At 70.1% G+C, this 24,736-nt stretch carries 22 protein-coding genes; 12 read left to right on the plus strand and 10 right to left on the minus strand.

All coding sequences use genetic code 11. The features are described from left to right. Positions 1 to 16: 16 nt before the first annotated feature. Positions 17 to 802 carry a class I SAM-dependent methyltransferase gene (locus tag ACWGKS_RS19020; protein ID WP_452523375.1) on the minus strand — a complete coding sequence of 262 codons (786 nt, stop codon included), beginning with the start codon at positions 800 to 802 and terminating at the stop codon, positions 17 to 19. Positions 803 to 850: 48 nt separating this feature from the next. Continuing rightward, entirely contained in the window at positions 851 to 1,813 is a 963-nt protein-coding gene (locus tag ACWGKS_RS19025; protein ID WP_452455340.1) for an AraC family transcriptional regulator, read from the minus strand. A 95-nt stretch (positions 1,814 to 1,908) separates the two neighbouring features. On the opposite strand from ACWGKS_RS19025, the gene ACWGKS_RS19030 reads away from it, so the two are divergent. Beyond that, positions 1,909 to 2,760, plus strand: coding sequence for an NAD-dependent epimerase/dehydratase family protein (locus ACWGKS_RS19030; protein WP_452523377.1), 852 nt, complete (start codon positions 1,909 to 1,911; stop codon positions 2,758 to 2,760). 49 nt (positions 2,761 to 2,809) lie between these two features. Here ACWGKS_RS19030 and ACWGKS_RS19035 read toward each other — a convergent pair whose 3' ends face one another. Beyond that, positions 2,810 to 4,222 carry an MFS transporter gene (locus tag ACWGKS_RS19035; RefSeq protein WP_452523379.1) on the minus strand — a complete coding sequence of 471 codons (1,413 nt, stop codon included), beginning with the start codon at positions 4,220 to 4,222 and terminating at the stop codon, positions 2,810 to 2,812. A 311-nt stretch (positions 4,223 to 4,533) separates the two neighbouring features. On the opposite strand from ACWGKS_RS19035, the gene ACWGKS_RS19040 reads away from it, so the two are divergent. From ACWGKS_RS19040 to ACWGKS_RS19075, 8 genes are all read left to right on the plus strand, one after another. Next, positions 4,534 to 5,202 (plus strand): enoyl-CoA hydratase-related protein, encoded by a 669-nt coding sequence (locus tag ACWGKS_RS19040; RefSeq protein WP_358516222.1) that lies wholly within the window; start codon positions 4,534 to 4,536, stop codon positions 5,200 to 5,202. A 204-nt stretch (positions 5,203 to 5,406) separates the two neighbouring features. Continuing rightward, the gene (locus ACWGKS_RS19045) at positions 5,407 to 6,036 is read left to right on the plus strand and encodes a TetR/AcrR family transcriptional regulator (protein ID WP_358516225.1); all 630 of its coding nucleotides are present in this window, start codon (positions 5,407 to 5,409) and stop codon (positions 6,034 to 6,036) included. Then, positions 6,033 to 8,279, plus strand: a complete 2,247-nt coding sequence (locus ACWGKS_RS19050) for a glycoside hydrolase family 3 C-terminal domain-containing protein (protein ID WP_452523381.1) — start codon at positions 6,033 to 6,035, stop codon at positions 8,277 to 8,279. The genes ACWGKS_RS19045 and ACWGKS_RS19050 overlap by 4 nt, the downstream gene beginning before the upstream one ends. Positions 8,280 to 9,118: 839 nt before the next feature. Then, positions 9,119 to 10,486, plus strand: coding sequence for a DUF222 domain-containing protein (locus ACWGKS_RS19055; RefSeq protein ID WP_452523383.1), 1,368 nt, complete (start codon positions 9,119 to 9,121; stop codon positions 10,484 to 10,486). 1,106 nt (positions 10,487 to 11,592) lie between these two features. After that, positions 11,593 to 12,561: an arsenic resistance protein gene (locus tag ACWGKS_RS19060; RefSeq protein ID WP_358510253.1), complete on the plus strand. Its 969-nt coding sequence runs from the start codon at positions 11,593 to 11,595 to the stop codon at positions 12,559 to 12,561. Between the two features lie 16 nt (positions 12,562 to 12,577). Further along, positions 12,578 to 13,090 (plus strand): hypothetical protein, encoded by a 513-nt coding sequence (locus ACWGKS_RS19065; protein ID WP_452523385.1) that lies wholly within the window; start codon positions 12,578 to 12,580, stop codon positions 13,088 to 13,090. 7 nt (positions 13,091 to 13,097) lie between these two features. Next, positions 13,098 to 13,892 (plus strand): MFS transporter, encoded by a 795-nt coding sequence (locus tag ACWGKS_RS19070; RefSeq protein WP_358510247.1) that lies wholly within the window; start codon positions 13,098 to 13,100, stop codon positions 13,890 to 13,892. 128 nt (positions 13,893 to 14,020) lie between these two features. After that, entirely contained in the window at positions 14,021 to 14,668 is a 648-nt protein-coding gene (locus tag ACWGKS_RS19075; RefSeq protein ID WP_358510246.1) for a hypothetical protein, read from the plus strand. Here ACWGKS_RS19075 and ACWGKS_RS19080 read toward each other — a convergent pair. Next, the gene (locus ACWGKS_RS19080) at positions 14,652 to 15,305 is read right to left on the minus strand and encodes a response regulator transcription factor (protein ID WP_358510243.1); all 654 of its coding nucleotides are present in this window, start codon (positions 15,303 to 15,305) and stop codon (positions 14,652 to 14,654) included. The two genes, ACWGKS_RS19075 and ACWGKS_RS19080, sit on opposite strands and share 17 nt — an antisense overlap. Then, entirely contained in the window at positions 15,302 to 16,573 is a 1,272-nt protein-coding gene (locus tag ACWGKS_RS19085) for a sensor histidine kinase (RefSeq protein ID WP_358510240.1), read from the minus strand. The genes ACWGKS_RS19080 and ACWGKS_RS19085 overlap by 4 nt, the downstream gene beginning before the upstream one ends. 162 nt (positions 16,574 to 16,735) lie before the next feature. Here ACWGKS_RS19085 and ACWGKS_RS19090 point away from each other — a divergent pair, with 162 nt between their 5' ends. Genes ACWGKS_RS19090 through ACWGKS_RS19100 form a run of 3 tightly spaced genes read left to right on the plus strand, consistent with a single transcriptional unit; the run spans position 16,736 to position 19,986 of the window. Beyond that, positions 16,736 to 17,833 carry an ABC transporter permease gene (locus tag ACWGKS_RS19090; protein WP_452523388.1) on the plus strand — a complete coding sequence of 366 codons (1,098 nt, stop codon included), beginning with the start codon at positions 16,736 to 16,738 and terminating at the stop codon, positions 17,831 to 17,833. Next, positions 17,830 to 18,510, plus strand: coding sequence for an ABC transporter ATP-binding protein (locus ACWGKS_RS19095; protein ID WP_358510234.1), 681 nt, complete (start codon positions 17,830 to 17,832; stop codon positions 18,508 to 18,510). Before ACWGKS_RS19090 ends, ACWGKS_RS19095 begins: the two co-directional genes overlap by 4 nt. A 39-nt stretch (positions 18,511 to 18,549) precedes the next feature. Continuing rightward, a complete protein-coding gene (locus ACWGKS_RS19100; protein WP_452523389.1) occupies positions 18,550 to 19,986 on the plus strand; it encodes a vWA domain-containing protein in 1,437 nt (478 codons plus the stop codon). 254 nt (positions 19,987 to 20,240) lie between these two features. Here the strand turns inward: ACWGKS_RS19100 and ACWGKS_RS19105 are convergent, their stop codons facing one another. Genes ACWGKS_RS19105 through ACWGKS_RS19125 form a run of 5 tightly spaced genes read right to left on the minus strand, consistent with a single transcriptional unit; the run spans position 20,241 to position 24,596 of the window. Next, a complete protein-coding gene (locus ACWGKS_RS19105) occupies positions 20,241 to 21,035 on the minus strand; it encodes a putative hydro-lyase (protein ID WP_358510229.1) in 795 nt (264 codons plus the stop codon). Positions 21,036 to 21,040: 5 nt separating this feature from the next. Further along, on the minus strand, positions 21,041 to 21,901 hold the full coding sequence (locus tag ACWGKS_RS19110) for a 5-oxoprolinase subunit C family protein (RefSeq protein ID WP_452523391.1): 861 nt from the start codon (positions 21,899 to 21,901) through the stop codon (positions 21,041 to 21,043). Then, positions 21,898 to 22,509, minus strand: a complete 612-nt coding sequence (locus ACWGKS_RS19115) for a 5-oxoprolinase subunit B family protein (protein ID WP_358510223.1) — start codon at positions 22,507 to 22,509, stop codon at positions 21,898 to 21,900. Before ACWGKS_RS19115 ends, ACWGKS_RS19110 begins: the two co-directional genes overlap by 4 nt. Before the next feature lie 26 nt (positions 22,510 to 22,535). Continuing rightward, entirely contained in the window at positions 22,536 to 23,297 is a 762-nt protein-coding gene (locus tag ACWGKS_RS19120) for a LamB/YcsF family protein (RefSeq protein WP_358510220.1), read from the minus strand. A 42-nt stretch (positions 23,298 to 23,339) separates the two neighbouring features. Continuing rightward, positions 23,340 to 24,596 (minus strand): NRAMP family divalent metal transporter, encoded by a 1,257-nt coding sequence (locus tag ACWGKS_RS19125; RefSeq protein ID WP_358510217.1) that lies wholly within the window; start codon positions 24,594 to 24,596, stop codon positions 23,340 to 23,342. Positions 24,597 to 24,736 lie beyond the last annotated feature (140 nt).

Consider the following 24,736-nt stretch of genomic DNA (forward strand, 5'->3'; position numbering starts at 1 on the left):
CCTCCCTTCCCGACCCCTACCCGACCCGGTGTTCTCGGACGCGGCGGGCCAGGACCAACCTGGCGGTGTAGGGGACCAGGACCCGCCCGTCGGGGAAGTGGTGGTCGGCGATGGCGCGCAGTTCGGTGCGCAGGCGGCCCTCTCCGATCTCCCGGGCCGCGGCCGCCATCCTGCTGGAGGACATGGCCATGCCGAGGTAGCCGTCGGGGGTGAGTTCACGGGTCCAGCCGAAGGTGTGTTCGGTGGCTCCGGTCAGCCCTTCGGGGGCCGACAACTCTCCGACCAGGTCGTAGGAACGGTAGTGGCGGTCGTATCCGGGGCTGTGCCGCTCCAACAGGGTCTCGTGATCGTCGGCGAACGCGCTGTCCAGGACCCGGTCGTTGCTGAGCACCGCCAGGGTCCCGCCCGGTTCCAGGAGTCGGACGGCCTCGGCGAAGAAGGCGGGGCGGTCGAACCAGTGCACGGCCTGGGCGGTGAGGACCAAGGCGGCGGAACCGCCCGGGAACGGGATCTCCTCGGCGCGGGCGTCCACGTACTCGACCCCGCCGTCCTCGGCGGTGGCGGTGGCGCGCATGTCGCGTCCGGGCTCGACCCCCACCACCCTGGGGCCATCGCCGAAGAGCACGCGCAGGGCGCGGGTGGAGATTCCGGTGCCGGAACCGACGTCGAGCAGCAACCGGGGCTCGGCGACACCGTCGAACACATGGCCCCGCAGGACGTCCAGCGTCTCCGAGGGGTAGTCCGGCCGGTGGGCCCGGTAGTTCTCGGTGAGCCCGGTGAAGGCCTGGGTGCGGTCGCTCAACGGATTCCCTTCCGGTGGGGGCGGTGCGGGTCGCGGCGGGGCCACATCCTACGGGGCTCCGACCGTCCGGACGCCGGAGGTCTTGGACCTTCGATACCCGGACGGGCTCGTGCCGACCTGCCTCTTGAAGGCGGCGCTGAACGCGAACCCGCTCCCGTAGCCCACCCGGGCGGCCAGCGCCTCCAGTCCGAGGTCGGGTTCGGAGACCAACAGGTCGCAGGCCAGGGTCAGCCGCCAGGTTCGCAGGTAGGACATGGGCGGGTCGCCCACCGCCCGAGAGAACCGGTCCGCCAGGGTGGCACGGGAGACGGCGCACTCTCCGGCCAGGACGTCCAGGGTCCACGGGCGGGTGGGCTGTTCGTGCATCAGGTCCAGGGCCTGGGCGGCGACCATGTCCCGCCGGCCGCTGAGCCAGTTCGGGGCGGCGTCCGGATGCGACTCCAACCAGGCGCGGACCGCCATGACCAGCAAGCAGTCGAGGAGACGGTCGTTGAGCGTGCTCTGGGCCACCCGAGCGGTGGTGATCTCCCTGGTGAGGAGGGAGACGACCATGGGGTCGACCGAACCGGCGGGCAACACCGCCAGCCTGGGCAACGCGGCCAGGGCCAGGCGACCGACCTCCCCGGTGTCCTCGTAGGAACCGATGATCGCGCCGTGTTCGCCGTCCGGGTCGTTTCCCCAGGTTCCGACCCCGTGACACAGACTCAGGTGGACTTCGGTGCCGTCGTCGGCCACGCACCGCTGCCCCGGTTCGATGGTGATGGTCGGAACCCGACCGGGGCGGTCGGAGGCCACGTAGGGTTCGGGGCCTCGGACCAGGAGTACGTCCCCGGGGGCGGCCTCGACCCGTTCGTCACCGGTGTCCAGCCACAGGGTCCCCGAGGTCACCACGACCAGGTCCAGGGCGGCCCCCACCCGAACGTCGATCGACCAGGGTGGGCCCATGACCAGGCGCAGGGTGAAGGCCGAGCGGGCGCGCGGGCTGTCGAACAGGTGCCCCAGGGGATCCATGGGCCTTCCCCGATCAATCGGATTCTGGATGTTCTCTTATGCATTCCAGCAGATGAACCATGTTCCGTCCAGGTCTTCTTCGATGTACTGAGGACATGGATACGAACAACAGCCCGCAGCGGGTTCTCGTCACCGGCGGCACCGGGATGACCGGTCGCCGCGTCACCCGACTTCTGACCGAACGCGGCGTCGACCACAGGGTCGCTTCCCGGTCGGGGCACCAGGAGAGCGGTACGCCGCCCTTCGACTGGGGCTCCCCCGACACCTGGGACGCCGTTCTGGATGGGTCGGACGCCGTCTACCTCTGCTATCACCCCGACCTGGCCCTGCCCGGGGCGGCCGAGACCGTGACCGCGTTCGCCACGCGCGCCACCGAACACGGCGTGCGCCGCATGGCGCTGCTGTCCGGACGGGGCGAACCGGAGGCACAGCACGCGGAAGAACAGGTCCGAGCGGTCTTTCCCGGACTGACCGTGCTGCGCTGCTCCTTCTTCGCGCAGAACTTCTCCGAGCACTTCTTCGTACCGGCCGTCCTGTCGGGAACGCTGGCCCTGCCGGTGGCGGACGTTCCGGAGCCGTTCGTGGACCTGGACGACGTGGCCGAGGTCGCCGCCCTGACTCTCACCGAGGACGGGCACGCCGGGGAGGTGTACGAGATGACCGGCCCGCGAGCGCTCACGTTCACCGAGGTGGGCAAGGTGCTGGGCGCGGCGGCCGGCCACCCCGTGGAGTACCGGCGGGTGAGCGTCGAGGAGTTCGTCGCGGCGTCCGCCGCCCAAGGGATCCCCAAGGAGGTGGCCCACGGGTTGGCCGCGCTGTTCGGGGAGGTCCTGGACGGACGGAACACGGCGACCACGGGCGGGGTGGAGCGCGCCCTCGGGCGCCCGGCGCGCAGCTTCGAGGAGTACGTCGCGGACGCCGCGAAGGCGGACACCCGGGGTCGGTGATCCAGCGGCTGCGCCCGGTCGGTATCGCGTCCGGGCACAGCCTTCGGGATCAGACGGTCTGTTCCCGATCCGCCTCGGCGGGCAGGGAGATCCGCCAGGCGACGAGCCCGGCGACGACCAGCCCGGCGATGGCCAGGAGGCTACTGACCAGGAACGGATCGAAGCCGCCCAGGGCGGGCGCGAACCCGATGCCGACGTAGACCGTGATTCCGGTGGAACCCCCCAGTTGGTCGGCGGCGCGTTGGACACCGGAGGCGATGCCGACGTCGGATTCGGTCACTCCGGTCACCGCGACGTACTGAAGGCCGACGATTCCGAACCCCATCCCGGCGGCGATCAGCACCATGGCCGGGATCATCACCGGTCCGCCCGCCCCGAAGGACGCGGCCAGGGCGATGAACGCCATCGCCGCCACGGTGAAGCCGATGCCGGTCAGGACACAGGCCCGGGCGCCCCATCGTTCGAGGATCCGAGGGACCAGCACCGAGACCACGATCAGGGCCGCGGCCAAGGGCAGCATCAGCAGACCGGTCTGGAACGGGCCGATTCCCAGCCTGTTCTGTAGGTAGAAGGTGAACAGCAGGAACGAGGTGGACAGGGCCGCGCTCAACAGGACGGTGGCGGCGTTGGCCAGGACGCGCGGTCGGTTGCGGAAGAGCCGCAGCGGCACGAGCGGGTTCGGAGACCGGCGCTCGACCCTGATGAACAGGGCCGTGGCCACCACCGCGCCGGCCAGCGCCACCGGTGGCAGCCACGGCAGCGCGCCATCGGCCTCCCCCGCCTCGACGACGCCGAGGACGAACAGCAGCGGGGCCGCGACCAACAGCAGCGAACCCGGCAGGTCCAAGGGCGTCGACTCGGTGGAGCGTTCGCTCGGCACGAGCAGGATCGCCGCGACGAGGACCACCAGGATGAACGGGACGGACAGCAGGAAGATCCACCGCCAGCCGAGCAGTTCGGTGATGACGCCGGAGAGCACGAAACCGAGGACGAGGCCGCAACTGGCGACCGCCGCCCATACGCTCAGCGCCCGGGATCGGCGCGGCCCCTCGGGGAACATGAGCACGATCACCGACATCGCCGCCGGCAGCGCGAGCGCTTCGCCCACGCCCTGCAACAGTCGCGCGATCACCAGCACGGCGAACGACGGGGCGAGTCCGGCCAGCAGGGAGGCCGCGCCGAAGACGGTCGTGCCCAGCACCAGGACGCGGCGCCTGCCGAGTACGTCGCCCAGGCGACCGCCGAGCATCAGCAGCCCGCCGCCGGTGATCGTGTACCCGACGACGACCCAGGTCAGGGCGTGGCCGCCGACGCCGAAGTCCGCGCCGATCGAGGGAAGGGCGACGTTGACCACGGTCACGTCGACCGCGATGAAGAACTGCAGCATGGCCATGCAGCACAGCACCAGCCACGCGCGTGCCGGGGAGGAATCGCCCCGGCAGGAAAGGATGTCTGAAGACACCGAGTGCTCCGTTGCTCGAAAGAGGTTCCGGGCAGCACGAAAGCGCCGCTCCGGTTCGACGGCAGAGCGGAGGAACGTTCTATGGAGAAGTGGAGGAACGCCCCGCCGCTAGCGGAGCGTCCTCGTCACCGCGGCGCAGGCGGCCGCACACGAAGCACTGGACATGGCGCCGATGATAGGGGCATCCGGCGGACGGACGGTACCTGTTTTTCCGCGGGGTCGTTTCTCCTGGTCTATGCTGGCCCATGTGGTTACCGGCCAGTAACATTTGGACCACCGACCGTCCGACCCACGAAGGAAGGCAGCGCACCATGCCCACGCTCGAACGCCACGACGAGGTCTTCGTTCTCGATATCGGTGACGGGGAGAACCGCTTCCACCCGGACTGGCTCGCCTCGGTCAACGCCGCCTTGGACGAGGCCGAGGAGGCCGAGGGCCCGCGCGCCCTGGTCACCACCGCCACCGGCAAGTTCTACTCCAACGGCCTGGACCTTGAGTGGCTCATGGCCAACGGCGACCGCTACAAGGAGTACGTCACGAGCGTCCACCGGCTGTTCGGGCGCCTGCTGGCCCTGCCGATGCCCACCGTGGCGGCCCTACAGGGGCACACCTTCGCCGCCGGCGCGATGTTCTCCCTGGCACACGACCTGCGCGTGATGCGCGCCGACCGGGGCTTTTGGTGCCTGCCCGAGGCCGACATCAACATCCCCTTCACCCCGGCGATGTCGGCGCTGATCCAGGCCCGCCTGGCTCCGCAGACCGCGCACGAGGCCATGGTGACCGCCCGTCGTTACGGTGGCGAGGACGCCGCGAAGGCCGCCATCGTGGACCGAGCCGTGGCCGAGGAGGAGGTGCGCCCCACCGCCATCGAGCTGGCCCGCTCCCTGGCCGGCAAGGACGCCGCCACCCTGGGCACCATCAAGGCCCGCCTGTACGCGCCCGCGCTGGAGCTGCTGCGCCAGGAGGAGCCGGTCATCTGACCGCGCGAGGGTCGTCTCGGCGGCCCACCGGGCCCTTTCCACCGACGCGAAGGTCGGCGGGAGGGGCCTTTTCCGTGTGCGGGGCGTGCGCACGGGGGGTCCGGCGGGACCCACCACGAATCCGCCAACTGTGCCTTGTGCCACAATCTGACCAGGCGGTAGGTTTTGTGCCGCCGCCACGAGATCGTGTGCGAGGAGAGCCCCGTGACCGACACAGAGCACCCGCGACAGCGTCCGACCAAGGGCGAACGCACCCGTGGGCACGTCATCGACGCCGCCGCCGAACTCTTCTCCCGCTCCGGCTACCGGGCCGTCTCCCTCCGCGACATCGCCGCCCACTCAGGCCTCTCCCACGCCGGGGTCCTGCACCACTTCCCCAACAAGGAAGCCCTGCTCATACACGTTTTGAGCAGGCGCGACGAGATCGACGCCCCGCTCGTCCTGGACCCGGACCTGAGCCACCGCGCACTCATCGACAACCTCGTCAAGCTCGTCGAACGCAACACCGAATCCCCCGGCCTGGTCTCCCTCTTCGTCAACCTGTCCGCGGAGGCCACGGACCCCGCCCACCCCGCGCACGACTACTTCTTCGGTCGCTACCGCGTACTGCGCGAACACCTCACGTCGGCGTTCGCCACCCTCCTCGACGGCCGCCCGGAGTCCGCCCCCGAGGTCGCCGCCACGCAGTTCATCGCCCTCCAGGACGGACTCCAAGTGCAGTGGCTCCTCGACCCCGGCGCCGTCGACATGCGCGCCGCGATCGTCTCCTTCCTGCACACCTTGGGAATCCCCGCGTCGGCCCCCGCCCCCACCACTGACGAAAGGCCCTCATGAGCACCGAAATGTCCCGCCTCGAACCCGACCTGGCCGCGAAGGCCGCCGCCACCTCCGGGTCCGGGGTCTGGCACAGCACCCCGATCCCGGGTGTACTGCGCCGTCTGCACCTGGCCGACGGCCCGCACGGCATCCGACAGCAGTTGGAGGAGGGCGATCACCTCGGCATCGGTAGCAGTGTGCCCGCCACCTGCTTCCCGCCGGCGGTCGGGCTCGGCACCACCTGGAACGTCGACCTGGTTCAGCGGGTCGGCGCGGCCCTGGGCACCGAGGCGAGCGCCATGGGCGTGGACGTGGTGCTGGGCCCGGGCATGAACATCAAGCGTTCCCCGCTGTGCGGCCGCAACTTCGAGTACGTGTCCGAGGACCCGCACGTCACCGCGCGGATCGCCGCCGCGCTGGTCGAGGGCGTTCAATCCGAGGGTGTGGGGGCGTGCGTGAAGCACTTCGCCGCCAACAACCAGGAGACCGACCGGATGCGGTCCAGCTCCGACGTGGACGAACGCACGCTACGCGAGATCTACCTACCGGCGTTCGAGGAGGTCATCCGCACCACCGACCCGGCGATGGTGATGTGCTCCTACAACCGGCTCAACGGGGTGTACACCAGCCAGGACCCGTGGCTGCTCACCACGTTGCTGCGCGAGGAGTGGGGGTTCGAGGGAGCGGTGGTCTCCGACTGGGGCGCCGTGGTCGACCGGGTCGAGGCCGTGCGCGCCGGACTGGACCTGGAGATGCCGCCCAGCGGCACCGACGACCGGATCGTCGACGCGGTGAAGCGGGGCGAGCTGGACGATTCGGTGCTGGACACCGTGGTGGAGCGGTTGGTTCGCGTGCAGGACCGGGTGACCACCGACACCTCGCGTTCGCCCGAGCACGAGGCCCACCAGGCGTTGGCCCGCGAGGCCGCGACCGAGGCGCTGGTGCTGTTGAAGAACGAGGGCGAGGCGCTGCCACTGGTTCCGGGCCGTTCGATCGCGGTCGTGGGCGAGTTCGCTCGCACACCCCGCTACCAGGGCGGGGGCTCCTCCCACATGGTGCCGACCCGGGTGACCGGCGCGCTGGACGCGTTCGATGAGGTGGCCGAGGAGTTTCCGGTGCGGTTCGCCCCCGGGTTCACCCTGGACGGGACCGCGGCGCCGAACCTGGCCGAGGAGGCGGTGGCGCTGGCGGAGGAGTGCGACACCACCGTGCTGTTCCTCGGGCTGCCGGAGGCTCTGGAATCAGAGGGCTTCGACCGCACCGACATCGACCTGCCCGCCGAACAGGTCGAACTGCTGGCCCGGATTCGACGGGTGAGCGAGCGGGTCGTGGTGGTGCTGTCCAACGGTGGGGTGGTGTCGGTGGCCGACTGGCAGGGTGACGCCGACGCCGTGTTGGAGGGATGGCTGCTGGGACAGGAAGGTGGCGCGGCCACGGTGGACGTGCTGACCGGCGCGGTCTCCCCGTCCGGGCGGCTCACCGAGACCATTCCTCTGAAGCTCAGTGATCACGCCTCCTACCTGAACTTCCCCGGCGAGCGTGGACACGTGCGCTATGGCGAGGGGGTGTTCGTGGGGTACCGACACTTCGACACCCTGGATCGACCGGTGGCGTACCCGTTCGGATTCGGGCTCACCTACACCACGTTCGACTACTCCGACTTGGAGGTTACCGAGGACGGGACGGACGCGTGGACGGTGGCGCTCACCGTTGCCAACAGTGGCACGCGGGCCGGACAGGAGGTCGTCCAGCTGTACACGGGGTTGACGCAGGAGTATCCGACCCGGCCGGTGCGCGAACTGCGCGGGTTCGCGAAGGTGGCCTTGGAGCCCGGGGAGAGCACACGGGTGGAGTTGGCCGTCCGTGGGCGCGACCTGTCCACCTGGGATGCCGAACACCACCGGTGGTCGCTGGTGGCCGGTACCTACACGGTTTCGGTGGGGGCCTCCTCCCGGGATATTCGGCTGAGCGGAGAGGTCGTCAGCTCCGGGGACCGCTTCGTGCCTCCGCTGACCAGGAGTTCCACGATCGAGGACTGGCGCGCGAACGCGATCGGCGGGCCGGTGCTGGCCGAGATCCGGGCCGGGATGGAGGAACTGGACTCGGTTCCGGAGGAGCTGTTGCGAATGGCCGACTCGATGCCGATCGTGGCGCTGTCCACGTTCGGGATGGGTGTGACGGAGGAGATGGTGGACCTGTTGGTCGCGGACGTGGAAGCGCGCAGGCAGGCGGCGATCGGGCGAGGAGAGGTCACCGGCTGAGCGTAGGGAGTGGGCGATGGTCCTGGCCTGTGGGGGGGGTGCGGGTGGGAGGTGAGGGAGTGGGGGGTTGAGGGAGTGGGGGTTGTGCGGGTGCGGGGTGTGTTGGTGGGGCGGAGGTAAAGGTGGGGGGAGAAAAGCGAAAGAAGATCGCGGCAAGCAGAAGTTCAGGACGAGGTTGTAAGTGAAAGGTCAGTGCGTGGGGCGCCTGAGCTAGATAACCCTGGGGCTGTTGGGCGGGGTGGGGGTGGGTTCTCCCTCCTTCCCCGCCGCGTGATTGTTGCCGCCCGCACCGCACGCGTCAAGGCGATGGCGTGTGCTGTGGCGCTGTGGTGGGTGGCCTTGACCCGTGCGGTGCGGGCGGCGGTTTGGCGGCTATCGGGGAAGGGGGGAGAGTGGTTGGGGTCCCAACGGCCCCGTGGGCCTTCGGCCCACTCCGGCCGTAGCCGGCCGGATCCCTTCCCCACCGCCTCGCTGCATCGTTGAGCGCGTCGCCACTACGTGACGGGTCCGGTCACGAAGTACCCGCTACAGGTGAGGCACGGGGCGGGGCGCGTCCCCGCGGTAGCCGGCTCTGGTCTTCTCAGCGATGATCTTGCTCCTAGCGCCCATTTGGGCGCCCAACATGGCGCTAGGAGCAAGATCGTTTCTCTTCAGAGCCCCTCCACCGAAAACCGTGAGGAGGCACTTCCGCGAGAGGTGGTGCCGACCATAGGGGAAAAGGGGTTGTGGATAACCCACAATAACAGCCATTCCATGATAGACACATCGGCCTCAGAATTCGGTTAATAAACCGGTGAGTAGGCCTGTCATTCTTGGGGGTGTTCGCATATAATCAGAGTATGAGCTTTCCTCCCCACACGCCGCGCCCGACCGGGAACACCCCGGTCGATAAGGCGATGGCGGGTGCGCGGGAGATGGCGGTGGAATTCTCCGGCCGGGATATCCCGTTCGGGTGCGAGGGCGATGTGCTCGCCCAGTTCGGCCGCCTCAATCAGGAAACAGACCGGATCCGCTATGGGATGCTGCCCTCCCTGGCCCGTATGGAGGCCACCGGTGTCCTGTTGGAAGAGGGCGGCCAGCGCAGTATCCAGGCGTGGATCACCCACCAGTGGGGGACCTCTCCGGCCGAGGCCAAGAGCCTTGCCACCCTCGCTCGGGCGTTGTACCAGCAGCAGTTGCCCCTGGTGGAAGAAGCCTTCCAGAACGAGGCCCTGTCGTTGGGTGAAGCCTGCGCCATCGCGACCTCCACCGAAAAGGCCACCACCGAGTGGGCGAAGGTCCTCGAAACGGCGGATGAGGAATTCCGTGCCCAGCGTCCTTCGGCGGAGGGGTTTCGGGCCCGGCTGGAATACGGGCTCATCGCCTATAAGAAGGAATGCCCGCAGGCTTCGGTGCGCCAGTTGCGGGACGCGGCGAAATGGTTCGTCGCCCGCCTGGACCCGGATAAGGCCGACCGGGACTATGACGAAACGTTCGAGAACCGGGGTGCGCAGTTCTCGCCCACGTTCGAGTCCGGGTTTTTGCTGCGGATGTGGGGGCCGGGGGCCGATAACGAGCTGATCCAGGCCGCCCTGGAGGCTTACACCGAGCCGTATGGGCCGGAGAACGCGGCGATGCCGAAGCATCAGCGCACTTATGACGCGATGATGCGGATCTTCGAGACCGCTCTGGGCCACCGGGGTTGCTCCAGCCTGAGCCGCCAACCGTTGGCCACGTTGAACATCACCGTCCCGCTGAAGCGCTTCCTGGGAGACGGCACCGCAGAGCCGGCCACCACGGAGGATGGTGTGGTGTTGCCCGATCAGATGGTGGCCCGCCTGACCCCCGACAGTTGGTTGCGCCGGTTCGTGACCGACGAACAGGGCCGCACCTTGTTGGATGTGGGGCGCAAGCAGCGGTGCGCTCCGGATCCGGTGCGCCAGGCGGCCGGGTTCAAGAAGCCCTACTGCGAGTGGCACGAGGGCTGCGACATGCCGCGTAGCTGGTCGCAGTACGACCACATCGTCCCTTTCTCCCACGGCGGGGCCACCAGCGCCGACAACATGCAGGTGCTCTGCTCGACCCATAACAGGCTCAAGCACCGGTTGCAGGCGAAGGTGAATCGGCAGATCTGGGAGCACCACCACGCCCAGAACCGCCAGGAAGCGGGAAAGGAAGCCGGGCCGGGGGATGGTGAGGGGGAGCCAGCCCCAGCCACTGTCCTCTAACCACCACCCGCTTCCACGACCATGCGTTTCCACTAGGCGAAATGCCACCGCCCCGTGATCACCCCCGGTTGGGTGTCAGACCCCAAGGGCCCGTGCCCTGTGGGGATATCGGCATGCCCAGGGGCAGAAACACCGCGAACCCCCCGCCCAGAGCCATATCCCGGGGCCGGGGTGGCTCCCGTTGGGGGTGTCGGCAGCACTCCTGGCGAGATCGGCCCCTACTGCGGCCACCCGCCCTACCGGTGCCACCCCCAGCACAGGTACCGGCCCACCGGCACCACCAACCCCGTGTTGTCTCTCCACCATGATGATCTTGCTCGTAGCGCCATGTTGGGCGCCCAACATGGCGCTACGAGCAAGATCATCGCCAAAGGGGCGCCGGTGCCGGCTACCGCGGGGACGCGCCCCGCCACCCGCCCTACCTGTAGCGGGCCCTTCGTGACCGGACCCGTCACGTAGTGGCGACGCGGCCCACGAGGACACCAGAGGGAAAGGGAAGGGATCCGGCCGCTTGCGGCCGGACCGGGCCCCCGGGGCCCGAAGGGCCCGGGGCCGTTGGGACCTCAACCACTCTCCCCCCTTCCCCGATAGCCGCCAAACCGCCGCCCGCGCCGCACGGGTCAAGGCCACCAGCCCCATCGCTACAGAACCCGACATCGCCTTGACGCGTGCGGTGCGGGCGGCAACAATCACGCGGCGGGGAAGGAGGGAGAACCCACCCGAGCAACGCCCAACAACCCCCAGAGCCAGAAACCTGAGGCGCCCCAGCACCCACCTGAGCGACGCCCGTAAACCGGAGGGCTCCCGACCCCAGGCGCCCCACCAACCACCCGAACAACGCCCAACAACTCCAAGACCCGACACCCGAGACCCCCAGGCCAGGCAAACTCCCCCACCCTCGGAACGGCGGGAAGCCACCGTGCCCGAGCGACGGCGGGAAGCCATCGTGCCCGAGCAACAGCGCTCGCCTGCTTCGATGGGTATCCGCTCAGCCGGGTTCCAGGGTCTAACGCGAGACATCCACCGAGGCGCGGCTGTGGAGGTCGGCTAGCCTGGGTGGGCAGTCCACTCGCTCCACTGTTCGGAAAGCCGCAGGCGACCAGACCGTGTCCACGTCAGAGAAGTTCCAAAGCGTGTTCGTGGCGCTCGCCGCCGCGCTGGGACTGGGCGTCGGTCTGTTGTGGCCGATCGGTGAAGTGGCCGGGTACCTCGTCCTGCCGGCGCTGATGCTCATGTTGGTCGCGGTGTTCGTCCAGGTGGACGCCGCCCAGGTCCGTCAGGTTCGCGGCGCGCGCACGGTCGTGATCACCGGTCTGGTGCTGAACTTCGTGTTCACCCCGCTGTTCGCGTGGGCTCTCGGGACAGGCCTGTTGGGCGACTCTCCCGACCTGCGGATCGGGCTCCTCCTTCTTCTGGTCACCCCGTGCACGGACTGGTACCTGGTGTTCACCGGCCTGGCTCGGGGACACATGGGGGTCGCGGCCGCCGTACTACCGGTGAACCTGGTGCTCCAACTGCTGCTGCTGCCCGTCTACATCCTGTTGTTGGGCGGGGAGGCGGCGATGGTCGACTCCGGCACACTGGTGGAGGCGGTGCTTCTGGTTCTGGTGGTGCCCTTGGTGCTGGCGGTGGTGGCCCGGTGGTCGGCCCTACGTTGGCGGGGTGCCGAATGGCGGGAGGAAAGGCTGGTGTCGGGGGCCTCGGCCTCGGTGCTTCCGCTGCTGTACGTGGCGGTGTTCGCCATGTTCGCCGGGCAGGCCCGCACGGTCATGGCGCACTTGGGCGACCTTGCGGTCCTTCTCCTTCCGTTGGCGGCGTTCTTCCTGGTCATGCCGTTGGTGGCGGTCGGAGTGAGTCGGCTGCTCCGGTTGCCCGCCGACCAGAAGGTCACGCTCACCATGACGACCGTGGCGCGCAACTCCCCGGTGGCCCTGGCGATCGCGGTGGCGGCGTTCCCCGACCGCCCGTTGATCGCGGTGGCCCTGGTGGTCGGCCCGTTGGTGGAACTGCCGGTGCTGGCGGTGCTCAGCCAGATCGTGCGCGTCCGCGACCGGGAGACCACCGCTCAGGCCTGACCGGATCCGTTCCCGATTGGCTCCCCTGAACTCCCACACGGGCAGGCACCGATCCGGCGAGTACGAAGCCGTCTGGAACGAACCGCACGTGTTGGGTCCGGTAACCGAACGTCGGCTGCGCGCCGACGACGATCCCGAGATGGACGCCGCCTTCGAGCGCGCCATGGCGGACGACCCGACGGCGCGCTGGGCCGTCCAGCAGGGGATGTACGTCCTGGGGGCGTCCACGCCGCGCGCGTTCGCCGCCGCTTACCTGGACTACCACCTGCGCGACGGCGTCGCCGAGCGGATCGCCTGCCCCACCCTGGTGTGCGCCGGCACCGAGGACGATTTCTTCCAGGGTCGGCCCGAGCTGCTGTATGAGCACCTGACCTGTGAGAAGACCCTGCTTCGGTTCACCGCTGAGGAAGGCGCCGGTGCCCACTGCCGGGCCGGCGCGCAGCGACCGGCCCACACCCGCGTCTTCGACTGGTTGGACGAGGTCATCGCCCCTCGGGGGTACCACGACCAGCCCCTGCACCTGGTCTAGGAGACACATGATGTCCGTCGCGGTCCAGGCACGCACCGAGCCGTACAAGAAACGTTGGGCCGCCCTCGCCGTCATCCTCGGTGCCGAGGCGATGGACCTGCTCGACACGTCGATCGTGGCCGGCTATTCGCTCGCGATGGCCGTCGGACTGATCATCGGGGGCCGGTTGGGCGACGTCTTCGGCCGCAAGCGGATGTTCTTGGTCGGCGTGCTCGGGTTCGTCCTCACCTCCCTGCTGTGCGCGGCGGCGCCCTCGGAGGGGGCGTTGATCGCGAGCCGGGTCCTGCAGGGCCTCTTCGGGGCCGTGATGCTTCCGCAGGGCTTCGGCATGATCAAGGAGATGTTCCCGCCGAAGGAACTGGTCAAGGCCCTGGCGATGTTCGGGCCGGTCATGGGTGTGTCCGCGGTGTGCGGGCCGATCCTCGCGGGCCTGCTGATCGACCTCGGCCTGGTCGTGACCGGCATCGGCCTCATCACCCTGTTCACGCTGTTTCCGGAACCGGCGGACAGCGTCTGGCGTCTCGTGCCCGGCGTGCTCATCGTCGGACTCGGCATGGGGGCGATGATCGCTCCGCTGTTCGATTTCATCCTGGCCTGCGTCGACGACCACGAGGTGGGTTCGGCTTCGGGGGTGCTCAACGCCGTGCAGCGGCTCGGGTCCGCCATCGGGGTCGCGGTGCTCGGCACGCTGTTCATCGCCGGGTCGTTCGGCACGGCAGTCATCGCCATGGGAGTGGCGTCGGCGCTCACTTTCGGCCTCGTGTTCCTGCTCCCCTCGCGCGCACGACGGGAATCCCCCTGACGGCGGCTGGCCCCGACATATCGGGGATGTGCGCCGACTCCACAGCGTGGTTTCGCGTGTGGTGGGGGCGAAACGGGTAACGGGAGAGTGGGCCACGACCAGCCGCCCCTGACCCCCCGGGAGCCCCCGTGAAGCCGTACGCCGACACCCCCGTCCGCGCCTGTGTGCAACTTGTCTCCGACTTGGCCGCATTGACCTGGGTGTTCGTGTGGATCTCCGCAGCGCTGTCCCTACGCGACCTGATCCTGTCGCTGAACCGACCCGGCGAACTGATGGCCGACACGGGCCAGGGGTTCACCGAGCACATGAACACCGCCGCCGAGAACGTCGGGCAGGTGCCGCTGGCCGGGGACGCCCTGGCCACGCCGTTCACCAACCTCGGCGAGACCGGCGAGTCCCTGACCGCGGCCGGAGACTCCTTCCAGGAGTCGGTGGCCTCGCTGGCGTTCACCCTGCCGATGCTGGTCGCGGTCATTCCGCTGTTCCTGCTGGCGGCGACCTGGTTGCCGGCGCGTGTCCGCTGGATCCACCGCGCCACCGCGACCAGGCGGATGAGCGCGATGTCCGCCGAGGCGCGCACCCGGTTGTTGGCGCTGCGCGCGCTGTCCACGGTCTCCCCCACCAGGCTCATGGAGGTGCACGAGGACCCGGCCCGCGCCTGGCGAGAGGACGAGTCGGCGACGGTGGACCGATTGGCCGCACTGGAGCTGAACCGACTGGGTCTGCGCCCGGACAAGGCCACCAAGGCGAAGGAGGGGCTCAGTCCACGCGGATGAGGCCTCTGCGCAGCGCGGTGGTGATGGCCGCGGTCCGGTTGTCCACGCCCAACTTCTCGAACACGTGCACCAGGTGGGTCTTGACCGTCGCCTCGCTGATGAACAGCCGTTTGGAGATCGCCCGGTTGGACAGGCCCATGGCCAACAACCCGAGGATCTCCAGTTCGCGGCCGCTCAGGGTCGGTACCGGCGAACGCAGCCGGTCCATGAGACGGTCGGCGACGTCGGGGGCCAGCGCGGTCTGTCCGCGCGCGGCGGTGTGCACCGCCTCGCACAGCTGGTCCGGCGGAGCGTCCTTGAGCATGTAACCGGTGGCGCCGGCCTCCACCGCGGCGAGGATGTCCGCGTCGGTGTCGTAGGTGGTCAGCACCAGCACGGGCGGTGGGTCGGTCAAGGCCGTGATGGCCCGGATGGCGGTGACCCCGTCCATCCCGGCCCCCATGCGCAGGTCCATCAGCACGACGTCCACACCCGTCCCGGATCGGAGGGTGTCCAGGGCCGCCCTCCCATCGGCGGCTTCGGCGACCACGTCCATGTCCGCGCGTTCGGCGAACATCGCCTTGAGTCCGTGGCGTACGACGGGGTGGTCGTCCACCAGCAGGATGCGCAGGCGCGCCGCGCCCTCCTCGGTGCTCACCGGCCCTCCTCCAACGAAGTCGTCTTCCGGGTCAGGGGTAGTCGGACGGCGATGGCGGTGCCCTCGCCGGGCGCGGACTCCACGTGCAGCCCACCTCCCAGGGCGGCCACGCGTTCGCGCAGCGCGGTGATCCCGTATCCGCTGCCGTCGGCTCGGGTCCGGGCCTCCTCGGGTACGAAACCCACCCCGTCGTCGTACACGTCCAGGGTGACCTCCTCCCCCAGATAGCCGAGGGTGACCACGGCGGTGGTGGCGCGGGCGTGCGCGGAGACGTTGGCGAGGCTGGCCTGGGCCGCGCGCAGCAACGCCACCTCGTAGCCCGAGGGTAGTTCGGTGGGGGTGCCGTCCGTACGCAGCCGGCAGTCGATTCCGTCGGTGCGGGCGACCTTGGCGCAGAGCCTGCTCAGGGCTTCGGGGAGGTCGGCTCCGGTGAGGGATGGCGGTGCGAGGTCGCGCACGAACCCGCGCGCCTCGGCGAGGTTGGTGGACGCGCTCTCTCTGGCCTCCGCGATACGGGTGGCGGCCAGGTCGGGGTCCTCGGGCAGGGCGTTCTCCGCGGAGCGCAACAACAGGACGATGCTGGACAGGCCTTGGGCAAGGGTGTCGTGGATCTCCCGGGCCAGGCGTTCGCGCTCGTCCAACACGCCGGTACGCCGTTGGGACTCGGCGAGTTCGTCGCGGGTGCGGGTGAGTGTCTCGATGAGTTCCCGGCGCCGTTCGCTCTCGCGGTGCAGGGCCATGTACCCGACGGCGATCGCGACCGCGAACACCGCCCCGAGCACCGGTCCCAGCACCATCCCCGCCGTGAGGTCGCCGGTGTGCAGGGCCTGCCCGAGGACCACGGTCGCGGTGATGACCACGACAGCGATCACCGAGTGCGCACCGCGCAGCAGGTTCAGGTGCAGGAAGTACAGGGGGAAGGCCAGCCACACGAAGTCGGGGTCGGCCCAGGCCAGGAGGGCCCACAACACGGTGACGGCGGCCAGCCACGCCAGTGATCGGGTGCGGTGGACGTCGTGCCGGGCGACCAGCGCGCCGGAGCAGTAGACCACGCCCAGCAGGACCGCTCCGCACACCACCGCCCACCGGGTCCACTCCGGATGGGCGGGTTCCGTGGCCGGGGAGCCCTGCCCGAGCGCACCGATCAGGTAGCGGGACGTGGCCACCCCCAGCAGGAACAGGAAGCAGGCGTGCAGGAGCAGACGCAGCGCCCGCAGCACCGTCGTCACCCCGGGCGGTTCGGCCGCCCACCCTCCGCTGTAACGCATCACCGCAGCGTACGACGTGCGCCTGTGCGGCGGCATCAACCATTCGATGGAGTTCTCGCTCCACCTCACCGCCCCCGAGGACGCTCCCTTCATCCGATGTCGATGATCTTGCGCGCGACGAGGCTGGAAGCACATCGAAATCTCCCGGAAAGGAGGGCCGCCGTGTTCGTCGCCCTTCGTGACATCCGCTTCGCCAAGGGGCGGTTCGCGCTGATGGGCTCCGTCGTCGCGCTGATCACCCTGTTGATCGTCCTGTTGTCGGGGCTGACCGCCGGGCTGGCCGACCAGTCCACCTCCGCGATCAAGAACCTGCCCGCCACCCACGTCTCCTTCGGCACCTCCGGTGACGGCGACCCGGAGGAGTCCTACGCCGACAGCACCGTCACCCGGGCCCAGCTCGACACCTGGGCCGCCACCGAGGGGGTGGAGTGGGCGGAGCCGCTGGGCATCACCCAGAGCCGGGTCGAGTTCGACGACGGCAACGGCACCGCCGCCGCGCTGTTCGGTGTGCCCGCCGACGGCCGACTGGCGCCCGAGGGCCTGACCGGCTCCGGCAGCCTGGTGGTGAGCGAGGAGGTCGCCGAGGACTTCGGGGTCGCCGAGGGCGACACCGTCACCGTGGGCGGGTCCGAGCTGACGGTGACCGCGACCGCGCCCACCGAGTCCTACAGCCACACCCCCGCGGTGTGGACCGACATCGACACCTGGCGGGAGATCGACCCGCGGGTGCGGCACGCCGAGGGCGATGACGCCCCGGTGGCCAACGTGGTGGCCACCGACGTGTCCCTGGCCGCTGCGGTCGAGCAGGCAGACGCGGAGGCCGGCACCGTCACCGCCGGCCTGTCGGACAGTCTTCGCGCGATCGGCTCGTTCTCCTCGGAGAACAGTTCGCTGGTCACCATGCAGGCGTTCCTGTACGCGATCTCCGCGATGGTGATCGGAGCGTTCCTGACCGTGTGGACGATCCAGCGCGGCGGGGACATCGCGATCCTCAAGGCGCTCGGCGGATCGACCCGGTACCTGCTGCGCGACGCCCTGGCCCAGGCGTTGATCGTGCTGACCGCGGGCACCGCCGTCGGTGGCGCCGTGGGCGTGGGCCTGGGCGCCCTGGCCGGTTCGGTGCTGCCGTTCTCCCTGACCGTGACCACCACGGTCGGGCCGGTGATCGCCATGGTCGTGCTGGGCATGCTCGGCGCGGTCTTGGCGGTTCGCCGCATCACCTCCGTCGACCCGTTGACCGCCTTGGGAGGCGTCCGATGAGCCTGGAACTGAACAATGTGACCCTGACCTACCCCGACGGCGACGGGGTGGTGACCGCCCTGGACCGGGTGTCGGTCGACGTGGCCCCCGGTGAGCTGACCGCCGTGGTCGGCCCGTCGGGCTCGGGCAAGTCGAGCCTGTTGGCGGTGGCCGCCACCCTGATCCGCCCGGATTCGGGCCGGGTGGTCGTGGGCGGTGTGGAGACGCTGGGGCTACGCCCCCGTGAGCTGACCGCACTGCGGTTGGAGCGGGTCGGCATCGTCTTCCAGCAGCCGAACCTGATCTCGTCACTGACCGTGGTGGAGCAGCTGCTGGTCACCGAACACATGCGGGCCCGGTCACCGCACCGCGCGCGGGCTCGGGCGATGGAGACCCTCGCCGCGGTGGGTCTGGCCGGTAAGGAGCGGCGCCGGCCGCACCAGCTGTCCGGTGGTGAGCGTCAGCGGGTGAACATCGCCCGGGCGTTGTCGGGACGGCCGAGCGCGCTGTTGGTGGACGAGCCCACGGCGGCACTGGACCACGAGCGGGGTGCGGCCATCATCGACCTGGTGGCGGAGGCGACCCGAGAGTTCGAGGTGGCGACCCTGCTGGTCACGCACGACACCGAATACCTGGGCGCGGCCGGACGAGTGTTGGAGATGCGCGACGGCCGGCTGTCGGTGCTGGATCGGACCTGAGCGGCCCTCGATGGGCCGTGGGGCCGGTGGTGACCGTCCGTGGCCGCTTCCGGACATCGGAGCGCACCGCGCCGCACGGCCCGTCTCCCTAGGCTTGGTTCCCAGCCGAAAACCCTGGAGCGGTCCATGAAGATGTCAGCTCGGCCGGAATTCGACGTCGTCGCCCTCAACACCTCCGACTCGGTGCTCGTCCTCTTGGAGGTCGAGGCGCCCGAACGCGCGCCCGGCCGAGCCCGCCCGCCGGCCACCTTGGAGGTGGTGGTGGACCGGAGCGGGTCGATGACCAAGGACCGTCGCATCGAGGGGGTGGTCGAGGCCCTGCACGGGCTCGTGGACCGGTTGGATCCCACCGACCGCTTCGGGCTGGTGTCCTTCAACACCCGGGTGAAGGTGGAGGTGCCGGCCGGGCCGCTCCTCGACAAGGACTCCCTGCGCCAACGGCTGTCCCAGGTGCGGGCACACGGTGGCACGGACCTGTCGAGCGGGCTGCTCCGCGGGGTCCAGGAGGCGCGACGGGCGAGCGAGGACCGGGGCGCCACCCTGCTGCTGATCTCCGACGGGCACGCCAACCAGGGGACCACCGACCACGATCTGTTGCGGGAGGTGGCGCGTGACGCCTACCTACACGGGATCACCGTCACCACCCTGGGTTACGGACTCGGGTACGACGAGGAGTTGCTGGGGGCGATCTCCGAGGGCGGCGCGGGCAGCGCGCTGTTCGCGGAGGACCCCGACACGGCCGGCGGGCTCATCGCGCAGGAGACGGAGTACCTGCTGGCCAAGACCGCGCAGGCGACGTCGATGACGGTCCGGGGCGGCGAGTTCGTGGAGCGGGTGTCGATGGTGGGTGAGACCCCCGCGGACCGGTTGGACGACGGCACGCTCATGGTGGAGCTGGGCGACCTCTTCTCCGGGGAGAGCCGCCGATCGTTGCTGCGGGTGTCCACCGCGGTGCTCGCGGAGGCCGAGAAGCGGGGGGCCGGTGAGGACGTGGTGTTGGCGAGGGTGGAACTCACGCACGTCGATCCGGTGACCTTGGCGTCGCACACCGAGACCTTGGAGGTGCGGGTGCGGACCGCTTGGCGGGTGGACCGACGCGAGGCGGACGAACGGGTGCGCGCCGAGGAGCTGTTCCAGGAGGCGCGGTCGGCCAAGCGTCGCGCTTCGGAGGCCATGCGCCGGGGCTCGCGGGAAGAGGCCGCCCGGTACCTCCGGGAGAGCGGTGCGCGGATCCGGCGGGCGCGGATGGCGCAGCCGTTCGCCGGACCCGGAGGAATCGGCAAGGAGATGGCCGGCCAGGCGCGGGCGATGGAGGCGATGGCGCGGCAGGCGGAGGACGACGACGCGCGCAGGGCGGCGAAGACCTTCTACGCGAGCGGCGCCGGTGGGACGCGTGGGCGTGGATCGCGACTGTTCGGTGGGCGTGACCGGTCCGGGGAGTCGTTCCCGGACTCCCCCACCGGCGAGGAACGCTGAGCCGAGCGAGCCTGGAAGGGGCGGGCATTGTGCCAGGCCAAGGCCGTCACCGTGGTGGATTCACCCGGTTGGCCGGTGCCGGCCAAAGCCCTCCGGGGCCGGACGGGGACCGGTAGAACGGTCCCTTGTCGGCCCCGGCCCATAAGGAGGCACAGTGCCCGACCGACTCGCCAACGTCGTGATACTCGTGCTGTTGATCCTGCTGCCGGCCTGGCTCAACGACAACTTCGTGTGCCCCTGAGGTCACCGATCGGTCAGGGGACCTGGTAGGTGGAGTCGCGGACGTCGGTGATGGCCATGTGGCCCGGGGCGTGGCCGATGGCGAACTCCGGGGCCGAGGCCATCACCGCGGCCTGCGGGGTGACCCCACAGGCCCAGAAGACGGGGATCTCGCCCTCGCGGACCTCCACCGGGTCGCCGTAGTCCGGCCTGGACAGGTCCGCGATGCCCAGGGCCGACGGGTCGCCCACGTGCACGGGGGCGCCGTGCACGGCCGGGTAGCGGGAGGTGATCCGCACCGCGTCGGCGACCTGGTGGGCGGGGATCGGGCGCATGGAGACCACGAGCGGTCCGGAGAACCGGCCGGCGGGGCGGCACGGCCGGTCGGTCTCGTACATGGCGACGTTGGTGCCCGCCTCGATGTGCCGGACCGGTACACCGGCCTCCAGCAGCGGGGTCTCGAACGTGAAGCTGCACCCGATGAGGAAGGACACCAGGTCCTCGCGCCACAGGTCGGTGACCTCGGCGCGTTCCTCGACGTACTTCCCGTCGCGGTACACGCGGTAGGCGGGCAGGTCGGTGCGCAGGTCGCCGTCGAACACCGAGGCGGACACGTCGCCGGGTTCGGTGACGTCCAGGACCGGACAGGACTTGGGGTTGCGCTGGGCGAACAGCAGGAAGTCGAAGGCCAGGTCACGCGGCAGGCACAGCAGGTTGGCCTGGGCGTAGCCGTGGCTGTAGCCGGAGGTGGGCACACGTGTCCCGGTGCGGAACAGCTCCCGGGCCCGGGCGGGCGACAGGTCCGCCGGGGAGGCGGTCTCGGGGCTCATGGGTTCTACCTCCATTGGACGAAGCGGATGCGGGTACCGGGTCGGGCCTGGGCGGCGACGGGCAGGTCCGCCGCGCACACCACCGCGATGACCGGGTAGCCGCCGGTGACGGGGTGATCGGCCAGAAACAGGACGGGTTCTCCCTGGGTCGGCACTTGCAGGGAGCCGGGCACCATGCCCTCACTGGGCAGCTCGCCCTCGCGGGAGCGTTCCAAGGTCGGACCCGCCAGGCGAGCGCCTACCCGGTCACTGCGTGAGGTCACCTCGAAGAGGTCGTCGAACAACGTCCGGTGGGCCCGTTCGGTGAACCAGTCCTCGCGCGGGCCGAGTCGCACCCGCAGACGCACCTCGTCGGCGCCGACCGGGGCGGTGGGCACGTGGTCCAAGAGCGGCCGGGCCAGGGGAGCCGGTCCGACGGGCAACAGGTCGCCCGGCTCGGGCAGGGCCGGGCCGAGGCCGGCGAGCACGTCGGTGCTGCGCGAACCCAGCACGGGCGTCACGTCGATGCCCCCGCGCACGGCCAGGTAGGAACGCAGGCCACGGGCGGGGACGCCGAGGGAGAGTTCGGCCCCGTCGGGCAGGTGTAGGACCTCGTTGACGGCGGCGCCCCGGGCGTCGACCCGCACCGGGGTCGCGGCACCGGTCACCGCGACGGTGACCGGGCCGCGGGCGCGCACCCGCAGCCCACCGAGGGTGACCTCCAGGGTGGCGGCCTCCGGCGGGTTCGCGAGGATGCGGTTGGCCAGGGCGTGGGAACACGCGTCGGCGGCGCCCGAGCGGCCCACCCCGAGGGCGGCGTGGCCGAAGCGCCCGGTGTCCTGCACGGTGCTCATGGGCCCGGTGGCCAGGATCTCCAGGGAGCTCACGCGGCCTCCTCGAAGCGCACGCGCACTCCCGGGCGCAGCAGCCCCGGCGGGTCGCGCTCCAGGTCCCAGGTGACGGCGTCGGTGTGGCCCAGGAGCTGCCAGCCGCCGGGGGAGCTACGCGGGTACAGGCCGGTGAACTCCCCGGCCAGCGCCACCGATCCCTTGGGCACCCGCGTGCGCGCCTCGCCGCGCCGAGGCACCCGGAATCGCGGGTCGTCGCCGACCATGTAGCCGAATCCGGGTGCGAACCCGCAGAAGGCGACGGTCCAGGTGGCCGCGGTGTGCGCGCGCACGACCTCGCGCGGGCTCAACCCGATGAGTTCGGCGATGTCGTCGAGGTCCTCCCCGTCGTAGTGCACCGGGATGGTGACGGTCTCCCCCGTCCCCCGGCCGATGTCCACGGCCAGGGGGATCTCGGTGACGGCGGCGGCGACCCTGCCGGGATCGGTGCCGGGCGACAACCGCAGCAGGACCGTGCGTGCGGCGGGGACGACGTCGGTGACGCCCGGTAGCGGGGCCGACTCCAGGGCGGCGCCCAGGGCGATGACCTGGGCGAGGTCGGCGACCTCGACCAGGACCCCGGTGTCCGCGCAGTTCAGGACGCGCAAGGACTGCTCCAAAGTGGTGGTTCGGGTCAGGCGGCGGTGAAGGGGGCCACGGTGATCCCCTCCGCGCGCAGTCGTTCGGCGACGGCTCGGGCGATGTCCACGGCGCCGGGGCTGTCGCCGTGCACGCACAGGGAGTCGGCCTCGACCAGGATCTCGGTGCCGTCGATGGCGGTGATGGGTTCTCCTCGGGCCATGCGCAGGCAGCGAGCGGCGATGGCGTCGGGGTCGTGCAGCACGGAACCGGCCTCGCGGCGCGAGACGAGGGTGCCCTCGGGGGTGTAGGCGCGGTCGGCGAAGGCCTCCCGGTAGGTGGGCAGGCCCGCCTTCTCCGCCTTCTCCAGGAAGCGGGAGCCGGGCAGGCCCAGCACCGGCAGCTCGGGGTCGAAGGCGTGGACGGCCTCGACGACGGCGGCGGCCTGTTCCTCGTGGTGGACGATCGCGTTGTACAGGGCACCGTGCGGCTTGACGTACCGCAGGCTCTGCCCGCCCAGGCGGGCGAAGACCGACAGGGCGCCGAGCTGGTAGAGCACCTCGTCGGTGAGTTCGGCGGGTGGAACCTCCATGAAGCGGCGGCCGAATCCGGCGAGGTCGCGGTAGGCGACGTGGCCGCCGATGGCCACTCCGCGGGCCGCCGCCTCGGCGGTGGTGCGGCGCAGGGTGGAGGGGTCGCCGGCGTGGAAACCACAGGCCACGTTGGCGCTGGTGACGATGGACAGCAGGGTCTTGTCGTCACCGAGTTCCCAGCGACCGAAGCTCTCGCCGAGGTCGGAGTTGAGGTCGATGCGCAAAGCGGTACTCCTTCGGTTCCTGTTGCTCGGTTCGGGGTGGTCCTACTGCCAGAGCGCGGCGATGCCGCCCAGGGAGTTCACCGCCATGTAGACGGTGAGGGCCCAGGCGAGCACGCCGACGATCAGCAGCCAACGCGGGTAGCGGTAGCCGTCGAGCAGGGTCGCCGAGCGGCGCCAGGCCACCCACAGCAGCAGGCCGAGGCCGACCGGCAGGATGACGCCGTTGAGGGCGCCGGCGAGGACCAGCAGCGTGTTCGGGGCCTGGCCGGAGACCAGGAAGATCACCAGCGAGACACCGATGAAGGCGGTGACCAGCTTGCCCTTGTGACGCTCCAGCCACGGCGAGAACGTCGTGACGAAGGAGATGGAGGTGTAGGAGGCACCGATGACGGAGCTGACCGCGGCCGCCCACATGATCATGCCGAACAGGCGCATGCCCACTTCGCCGGCCGCCTGGTAGAAGGCCTCCGCAGAGGGGTTGGCGGCCTGCATGATGTCGGCCCCGCCGGCGACGACGCCCAGGATCGCGAGGAACAGGACGACGCGCATGATTCCGGTGACGATGATGCCGGTGACGGAGGTCTGGGTGATGGCGGCGATGTTCTCCCGGCCGCCCTTGCCCCGCTCGATGAGGCGGTGCGCGCCCGCGTAGGTGATGTAGCCGCCGACGGTGCCGCCGATGATGGTGATGGTGGCGAGGAAGAGGTCGCCGCTGGCGGCCTCGGGCATGACGGACTGGCGCAGGGCCTCGCCGACCGGCGGGCCGGAGATGAGGGCCACGTACAGGGTGAGGCCGATCATCAGCACACCGAGGACCACCAGGACGCGGTCCAGGGCCAGACCGAGCTTGTTGCTGGCCAGGATGACGACACCGATGGCGGCGGAGACGACCGCGCCGATGCGGGGGTCGAGTCCGATCATGGCGTCGAGGCCGAGCCCGGTGCCGGCGATGTTCCCGACGTTGAAGACCAGACCGCCGAAGACGATGAGGACGGCGAGCAGGTAACCGGCGCCCGGCAGGACCTTGTTGGCCAGGTCCTGTGCCCGCATGTTCGAGACGCCGATGACCCGCCAGACGTTCAGCTGGACGGCGATGTCCACGAGGATCGAAATCAGGATCGCGAAGGCGAAGGCGGCGCCGAGCTGCGCGGTGAAGGTGGTCGTCTGGGTGATGAAGCCGGGGCCGATGGCGCTGGTGGCCATCAGGAACATGGCACCGAGCAGGCTGCTGCTCAGCGCCACGCGACCGAAGCGGGGACGCACCGGAACGGGTGGTGGCGTCGAGGGCTGGTCGCTCATGGGTGACTCTCCGAGTGTGGCTGAAGGAGCTGGGATGTGGCCAACCTCATCGTTGGATTGTTGAACAATACTGCAATCGTCGACCCGCTGATAAGGGGCGCTCCGGTAAAAACTCCTCGACTCCGCTACGTAACATTGGT

Source organism: Nocardiopsis sp. NPDC055879 (assembly GCF_053615935.1).

Coding starts and splice junctions, on each gene's coding strand:
- ACWGKS_RS19025 (WP_452455340.1), bottom strand. CDS start 1,813: ATGGATCCCCTGGGGCACCTGTTCGACAGCCCGCGCGCCCGCTCGGCC.
- ACWGKS_RS19030 (WP_452523377.1), top strand. CDS start 1,909: ATGGATACGAACAACAGCCCGCAGCGGGTTCTCGTCACCGGCGGCACC.
- ACWGKS_RS19040 (WP_358516222.1), top strand. CDS start 4,534: ATGCCCACGCTCGAACGCCACGACGAGGTCTTCGTTCTCGATATCGGT.
- ACWGKS_RS19050 (WP_452523381.1), top strand. CDS start 6,033: ATGAGCACCGAAATGTCCCGCCTCGAACCCGACCTGGCCGCGAAGGCC.
- ACWGKS_RS19055 (WP_452523383.1), top strand. CDS start 9,119: ATGAGCTTTCCTCCCCACACGCCGCGCCCGACCGGGAACACCCCGGTC.
- ACWGKS_RS19070 (WP_358510247.1), top strand. CDS start 13,098: ATGATGTCCGTCGCGGTCCAGGCACGCACCGAGCCGTACAAGAAACGT.
- ACWGKS_RS19085 (WP_358510240.1), bottom strand. CDS start 16,573: ATGCGTTACAGCGGAGGGTGGGCGGCCGAACCGCCCGGGGTGACGACG.
- ACWGKS_RS19095 (WP_358510234.1), top strand. CDS start 17,830: ATGAGCCTGGAACTGAACAATGTGACCCTGACCTACCCCGACGGCGAC.
- ACWGKS_RS19105 (WP_358510229.1), bottom strand. CDS start 21,035: ATGAGCCCCGAGACCGCCTCCCCGGCGGACCTGTCGCCCGCCCGGGCC.
- ACWGKS_RS19125 (WP_358510217.1), bottom strand. CDS start 24,596: ATGAGCGACCAGCCCTCGACGCCACCACCCGTTCCGGTGCGTCCCCGC.